At 43.1% G+C, this 6,623-nt stretch carries 7 protein-coding genes; 5 read left to right on the plus strand and 2 right to left on the minus strand.

Going from position 1 to position 6,623, the window contains the following annotated elements; all coding sequences use genetic code 11:
* The first annotated feature begins 1 nt into the window (after position 1).
* From gltX to AC2VE5_RS11945, 4 genes are all read left to right on the plus strand, one after another.
* Positions 2–1,438, plus strand: coding sequence for a glutamate--tRNA ligase (gene gltX / locus AC2VE5_RS11930; protein ID WP_486887960.1), 1,437 nt, complete (start codon positions 2–4; stop codon positions 1,436–1,438).
* Positions 1,439–1,446: 8 nt separating this feature from the next.
* Entirely contained in the window at positions 1,447–2,226 is a 780-nt protein-coding gene (locus AC2VE5_RS11935; RefSeq protein WP_486887961.1) for a GNAT family N-acetyltransferase, read from the plus strand.
* Positions 2,227–2,355: 129 nt separating this feature from the next.
* On the plus strand, positions 2,356–3,105 hold the full coding sequence (locus AC2VE5_RS11940; protein WP_486887962.1) for a COP23 domain-containing protein: 750 nt from the start codon (positions 2,356–2,358) through the stop codon (positions 3,103–3,105).
* Positions 3,106–3,179: 74 nt separating this feature from the next.
* The gene (locus AC2VE5_RS11945; protein ID WP_486887963.1) at positions 3,180–3,677 is read left to right on the plus strand and encodes a DUF427 domain-containing protein; all 498 of its coding nucleotides are present in this window, start codon (positions 3,180–3,182) and stop codon (positions 3,675–3,677) included.
* Between the two features lie 49 nt (positions 3,678–3,726).
* Here AC2VE5_RS11945 and AC2VE5_RS11950 read toward each other — a convergent pair whose 3' ends face one another.
* Both AC2VE5_RS11950 and alr read right to left on the minus strand, forming a co-directional pair.
* A complete protein-coding gene (locus tag AC2VE5_RS11950; protein ID WP_486887964.1) occupies positions 3,727–4,212 on the minus strand; it encodes a hypothetical protein in 486 nt (161 codons plus the stop codon).
* A 268-nt stretch (positions 4,213–4,480) separates the two neighbouring features.
* Positions 4,481–5,647: an alanine racemase gene (gene alr, locus AC2VE5_RS11955; protein WP_486887965.1), complete on the minus strand. Its 1,167-nt coding sequence runs from the start codon at positions 5,645–5,647 to the stop codon at positions 4,481–4,483.
* Positions 5,648–5,853: 206 nt separating this feature from the next.
* On the opposite strand from alr, the gene AC2VE5_RS11960 reads away from it, so the two are divergent.
* A complete protein-coding gene (locus AC2VE5_RS11960) occupies positions 5,854–6,351 on the plus strand; it encodes an HNH endonuclease (protein WP_486887966.1) in 498 nt (165 codons plus the stop codon).
* Positions 6,352–6,623: the final 272 nt, after the last annotated feature.

Here is a 6,623-nt window from a genome sequence, read left to right on the forward strand (position 1 = left end):
TATGACTGTTCGCGTCCGCATTGCTCCTAGTCCTACCGGAAACCTACACATTGGTACGGCAAGAACTGCTGTTTTTAATTGGTTATACGCTCGTCATCATGGCGGCACGTTTATTTTACGGATTGAGGATACGGATATAGAGCGATCGCGCGATGAATATACACAAAATATATTCGACGGTTTGCAGTGGTTGGGGCTAACTTGGGACGAAGGACCCTTTTACCAATCCAAGCGCCTAGATATGTATAAGCAAGGGGTAAAAACCTTGCTAGACAAAGGATTAGCTTACTACTGCTATACTAGCGAAGCCGAGCTAGGAGAAATGCGAGAGCAGCAAAGAGCTAGAAATGAAGCACCCCGTTATGACAACCGCCACCGCAATTTAACCCCAGAACAACAAGCGGCTTTTGTAGCCGAAGGTCGTCGCCCGGTAATTCGCTTCAAAATAGAAGACGATCGCGAAATTGTTTGGAACGACATGGTACGCGGACAAATGAGTTGGCAAGGTAGCGATTTGGGGGGCGATATGGTAATTGCCCGTGCCGCCGAAAATGAGATTGGGCAAGCTTTGTACAATTTTGCCGTAGTAATTGATGACATGGATATGCAAATAAGTCATGTTATCCGGGGAGAGGATCATATAGCAAATACTGCTAAACAAATTTTGTTATACGAAGCTTTTGGTGCCAAAGCCCCAGAATTTGCCCATACACCTTTGATCTTGAATATAGAAGGCAAAAAACTCTCTAAACGCGATGGTGTAACTTCGATTTTTGACTTCAAAGAGATGGGTTTTGTCCCCGAAGCACTGGTCAACTATATGACCTTGCTTGGTTGGTCGCCCCCAGACTCAACTCAAGAAATATTCGCTCTGACAACCGCCGCCGAGCAATTTGGGTTTGAGCGCGTCAACAAAGCTGGCGCAAAGTTTGACTGGGCAAAGTTAGATTGGTTAAACAGTCAATATTTGCATAGTATGCCTGCAAGCAAGCTAACAGACTTGCTGATTCCTTACTGGCAAAAAGCTGGGTATGAATTTGATGCTACAAGCGATCGCGTTTGGCTTGAGCAAGTTACAAGTTTAATTGGTGCTAGTCTAATTCGCCTTCCCGACGCGGTAGAAATGAGCAAGCTATTTTTCACCAAATCGATGGAATATAGCGAAGAAGCAGGCAGTTCGTTGCAGCAAGAAGGGGCGAACACTGTTTTGCAAGGTATTCTTACCGCATTGGACAACACCGCAGATTTTAGCGAATCTGCGATTCAAGAGATTATTAAACAAGTAACCAAAGAGAAAAATGTTAAAAAAGGCTTAGTGATGCGGAGTCTCAGAGCCGCATTGACTGGCTCTATGCACGGACCTGATTTGATTCAATCATGGCTAATTCTGCATCAGCTTGGGCAAGATAAGCCTCGGTTGCAACAAGCGATTGGCTAGTTTGAGCTATGCACAGGATATGTCTGCACGATAAAGCTGAAATTGAAGCCTTTTTACGGCAGCATACATTTCTAAACTTGTATAGTATTGGCGACTTGGATGAGTTGTTTTGGGATTACACAAGTTGGTACGCCCTCTCTAGCGAACAACAAATTAAACAAATTGTCTTGCTGTACACTAAGTCAATGCCTGTTTTACTAGGACTCAGTGAAGACGCTGAGGAATTGCAGGAACTACTGAGACTTCTTTTACCCCTTTTGCCACGGCGATTTTATGCTCATTTAAGTGATGATGCGGTAAATGGACTTGCAGGCGATTATCACATCCAATCCCACGGCGTACACTACAAAATGGCGCTGACAGAGAGTTCGCAACTAGATACTATTGATGTATCGGAAGCAATCGCCCTATCAGCAGCAAATACCAAGGAATTGGAACAACTATACGATTTCAGCTATCCAGGCAATTGGTTTGAACCGTTTATGCTGAAAACTGGTTACTATTACGGCATTCGACGTGGCGAGACTTTGGTGAGTGTTGCAGGGGTTCATAGCTACTCCCAAAAATACAAAGTTGCGGCAATAGGCAGTATTACAACTCATCCTCAATGGCGGGGACAGGGACTAGGAACGACCGTTTGCGCAAAACTTTGCCAAGTTTTGCTAAAAGCAGTAGACCATATAGGTTTAAATGTTAAAGCAGATAATCATAGCGCGATCGCTTGCTACAAAAAGCTAGGTTTTACAAGCATTGCTACTTATACAGAATACTTGTTGGAACTAAAGTAACAGAGGCTTAGGAAGCAAAATTAAAAAACTTTTGGTAAAACAGAAACAGCAAGACAAAAAAAACGTCATAAATGAAGAATGGTTGCAAAACTAAAAAAAGAGTCGTTTAACGAAATTAACAGGGGTTTTATGTCACCAAACAAGTTTAAATTCCCAGTAAAAAGTTTGAGTTTAGTTCTCGGTGCGGCTTTTATGCTCGGACAAACTAGCCTGATGGCTAAGGCTCAAACTCCATCGGATGTTGTTGTCGATACCAACTCCGGTGCTTCTACGGGTTCAAATAGCGGCTCAAATCCCATTTACGATCGCAATACTCGTTTTGGATGTCAGTCTAACAACGGTCAGTACACCGTTATGTATTTTCCTGAAAGTCAACCAAATCAAGCTTTTGCTTGGGCAACTCCTTCGCAATTAGGTGGGGGTTGGGATCCTCAAAAACGTTGCAACGAAATTGCTAGAAGACTAGAGCAGTACAGACCAGACGGCTTAATTGAACTAACGACAGATGTCGAAAATGGTTACAATACCGTTTGCGTCACTACCGAGAAAGTTCCTAGTTGTCGAATTGTACTTACCGTCCCCCCCGGACAAGATCCTTTGACCACACGCGATCGCGTCTTTGAAAATTTGACGGTAGCCGATAGCGGACAGCAAACTCAGGGAGTCTATACCTACACCGAAGGACGAGGTAACAATCAAGTAGATCGATTGATAAATAAAGGCAGATCGATATTAGGTGGTGCAAATAATAGCCAACCAAGCAAAGCTATCAATCTTCGACCTTTCTTAGATCGTGCCGATGGCGGAACAGGTGCAATGCTCAACAATAGCGTACCAACAAGAAATCAGCCCCAGTTAAACCCAGGTCGTTTCCGCTAATACAAGGTTTAAGTAATGCAGCCAGAGTAAGTTAAATTTAAGTTGAAAACAAACTTACTCTGGCTTAACTAAAAATGTTTAATCGGCAACGCATTGAACCACAGCCCGGTCAAGAATCTGTTTGGGATTACCCGCGTCCCCCTCGCCTAGAGGATACAAATAAGCATATTCAAGTTATATTTAATCAAGTCAAAATCGCTGATACGCATCATGCCAAGCGCGTATTAGAGACAAGTCACCCGCCAGTTTATTACATTCCACCTAGCGACTTATTAATGGAGCATCTAGTATTAATGCCTCATTCTAGCTGGTGTGAGTGGAAAGGTAGAGCCGCCTATTACACTGTATTAGTTGGCGAAAAACAAGAACAAAATGCTGCTTGGTTTTATCCAGCTCCGACAATAGATTTCGCAGCAATCAAAGATTATGTAGCTTTTTATCCGCATTTAATGGATGCTTGCTATATTGACGGGGAAAAGGTGCAGCCCCAACCAGGAGATTTTTACGGCGGCTGGGTTACTAGCGATATCGTAGGTCCTTTTAAAGGCGGAGCCGGGACTTGGGGCTGGTAGATTAGCGATCTTTTTTCAGCGAACTTGCTAGGCGATCGCCCATTTGTATTCAATCTTCATTAACTAAAACTTGCGAACTTGCAAACAATCCATTCATATTAGTGCGAATAAAAGCCCTAGGCTTTTCGCAAAATCGCCCTATGGGTTTGATGAATTTAGCCGCTACCCAGCCTCGTTTTAGCGCCGGAGCCGAATTATAAGGATATTGCTCGTCAATATAAATCCACTGGCTAGTAGCATCTCTTTTAACTGTAACTACTACCCAACCAAAAGGGACGGCTCCAATTACTCTGCCGTTAGGGCGCGAACGAATGTATAGATCGTCACCGTCTTGAGTTGCTACTCTGCCGTATCTCAACCGGGGATTATTGTACGGATAAGCTTGAGCAATTATTATTTCATTGCTTGTCGTCGTTGCTTGGATGTCTGCTTTTGGCATTGTTGCTGTTGCCGAGTTAGGTTTTGTACCAAGCACAGATAAAACAACTAATGCTATAAAACTTAAAGCCGATTTCCAGATTTTTATATTTTTCATGAGCGGTATTCTCTATGCCCAAGGGTCGGAGCGGGCAAAACTAGCCTAATTGATTGCTATAAACTAGCCTTTAGATTTTTCAATCGTCAAGATTTTAATTAATTATTAACTAAGTAATACCAACAGTGACTATTGCTATATTTAAAACAATACTGGATTAAACAAACGCAACTTATCAGTTGGTTAAGAGCTATTTGCAAAACTAATTATTAAAATTATCCAGCTAAATAGAGTCCTAAACCTTTGTAGCTTGGGCAATTAATTGCTTTTATATAGCTATCCGAGGTAGGCGGTGCTTGAAGGCGCACAGAATTTCCCAAGAAATTGTATTTAGTTGGGTTGCCCAATCATCAGCAGAGATTTGTTCTGTACCATCAATTCCTAGCAAAGTGACTACTTCTCCTAGTTGTAAATCGGGAATAGCACTAACATCTAGCATCAATTGATCCATGGTAATTGCCCCAATTTGGGGAACTTTTTGACCGCGAACGATCGCCATCATCTGATTAGATAAATTACGCGGAACTCCATCGGCGTAACCAATTCCCACAACAGCCAGCAGAGTAACGCGATCGCTTACAAATTTGTAACCGTAACTTACACCAGTGTGAGGCGCAATAGTTTTTACTTGCGTTACCCTAGCTTTTACCTGCAAAACTGGTTTGAGGTCAACAGCCGCTTGCAGATGCGGCGCAGGGTAAAGACCATAAACGGCTAAACCTACCCGCACCAAGTCGTAATGCAGTCCAATCTCAGTCAAAGTAGCGGCAGAATTGGCTAGGTGCAAGCAAGGTAGAGGTAAGTTGATGTCTGCAAGCTGAGAAGTAGCTTGGTCAAATCGTTGTTGTTGCTGTCTCATCACTGTGCGATCAATACATTCCGCCGTTGCCAAATGAGAGTAGATACTAGCAATCTGGAGATGCGGCAGACTATGCACCAATTGCACAAATTCTACTGCTTGCTGCCAAGATGGTCCTAAGCGCGACATTCCTGTGTCTAATTTAATATGTACAGCCAGAGTGTCAATTAAAGTTTGAGAATACAATTTAGCAGTTTCCGGGCTGCATAAAGTAGGTTGAAGTTGCCAATGAGCTACCGCCTCAATTTGCTCAACAGTATAGGTTGCTCCCAATACCAAAATTGGTGCTTTAATCCCACTAGAGCGCAGTTCAATTCCTTCCGGTACAGTTGCCACTCCTAGCCAGTTAGCGCCAGCTTCTATAACCGTTTTAGCAACCGTAACAGCCCCATGACCGTAAGCGTCAGCTTTTACCACCGCCATGAGCGCTGTTTGGGGCGATAACAGACTTTTTAATTCCTTAATATTATGTTTGATGGCACTTAGATCGATCTCCACCCAAGCGCGTTGACGGGAGCCAAGCCCAAGATCGCAGCCAATAGATGTTATTTGTTGGACTGGTTTTCGATTTACCATCACTGTTCTCAATCTCACACGTAATAAAATCGTTAGCTTTAACTAATAGCAAAAAAGAGTCGCAATTTAAGAGGATTCTTCCGGCGCGATCACCTCTTTTATTGGTAGATTAGTAGTAGCACTAGATAAGTGTGGCGATCTTCGGTTCACACCTAGCTAAATTGTGTTAACATCGGTAAAAAATGTTGGCGATTTGCAATTAATCGATGGCCAAGGTTTTAGTTCTCAACGCCTCTTACGAACCGCTCAACATCACAAGTTGGCGACGAGCCGCTGTTTTGTTAATTAAAGGCAAAGCAGAGCAAGTAGAACATAACGGTAAGTTTATTTATACAGGGTTCCCTTTGCCCACCGTTATTCGGCTACGTCATTTCGTGCGCGTACCCTACAAAGAAATTCCTCTTACTCGTCGTAATATTCTCCACCGGGACGGTCATGGCTGCCAATACTGTGGCTACACTGGTGACGATTTGACCTTAGACCATGTCATTCCGCGATCGCGTGGTGGGGCTGATACTTGGGAAAACATGGTGACGGCCTGCGTTCGTTGCAACGTGAGAAAGGGCAGTCGCACCCCTCAAGAAGCAAAAATGCCGTTATACCACCAACCCCGCAAACCTTATAGCAGTCTTTACTTTGAAGTCAGCAAGCATCTAAAAAGCGGGCTGCATGAAGAGTGGCAAAAGTATATTATCGGGCTTTAAGGCGAACGCCCATCATTAATAATGGCTACAATATGCTTGGGCTAAGCACTAGCGGTGTTAATTTCCTAAAGAAAACCATGCCTAAATGAGAATTATCTAAAGAAATTATAAAAAATTCTTTACAAAACTAAATAATGAGGTTATATTGAATTCAAGGAGGCAAAAGCTTCCGATTATCCAAAAATCAAGCACTTATAAAACAATGACAACAACCTTACAAAGACGCGAAAGCGCCAACGTATGGGAACGATTCTGTAGCTGGGTAACATCCA

The sequence above is a fragment of the Aliterella sp. E5.1 genome (assembly GCF_057473825.1).

What these genes read in the sequence shown, in the direction of transcription:
- AC2VE5_RS11945 (WP_486887963.1), top strand. Translation starts at nt 3,180, where the DNA reads ATGTTTAATCGGCAACGCATTGAACCACAGCCCGGTCAAGAATCTGTT.
- AC2VE5_RS11950 (WP_486887964.1), bottom strand. Translation starts at nt 4,212, where the DNA reads ATGAAAAATATAAAAATCTGGAAATCGGCTTTAAGTTTTATAGCATTA.
- AC2VE5_RS11960 (WP_486887966.1), top strand. Translation starts at nt 5,854, where the DNA reads ATGGCCAAGGTTTTAGTTCTCAACGCCTCTTACGAACCGCTCAACATC.
- alr (WP_486887965.1), bottom strand. Translation starts at nt 5,647, where the DNA reads ATGGTAAATCGAAAACCAGTCCAACAAATAACATCTATTGGCTGCGAT.
- AC2VE5_RS11940 (WP_486887962.1), top strand. Translation starts at nt 2,356, where the DNA reads ATGTCACCAAACAAGTTTAAATTCCCAGTAAAAAGTTTGAGTTTAGTT.
- AC2VE5_RS11935 (WP_486887961.1), top strand. Translation starts at nt 1,447, where the DNA reads ATGCACAGGATATGTCTGCACGATAAAGCTGAAATTGAAGCCTTTTTA.
- gltX (WP_486887960.1), top strand. Translation starts at nt 2, where the DNA reads ATGACTGTTCGCGTCCGCATTGCTCCTAGTCCTACCGGAAACCTACAC.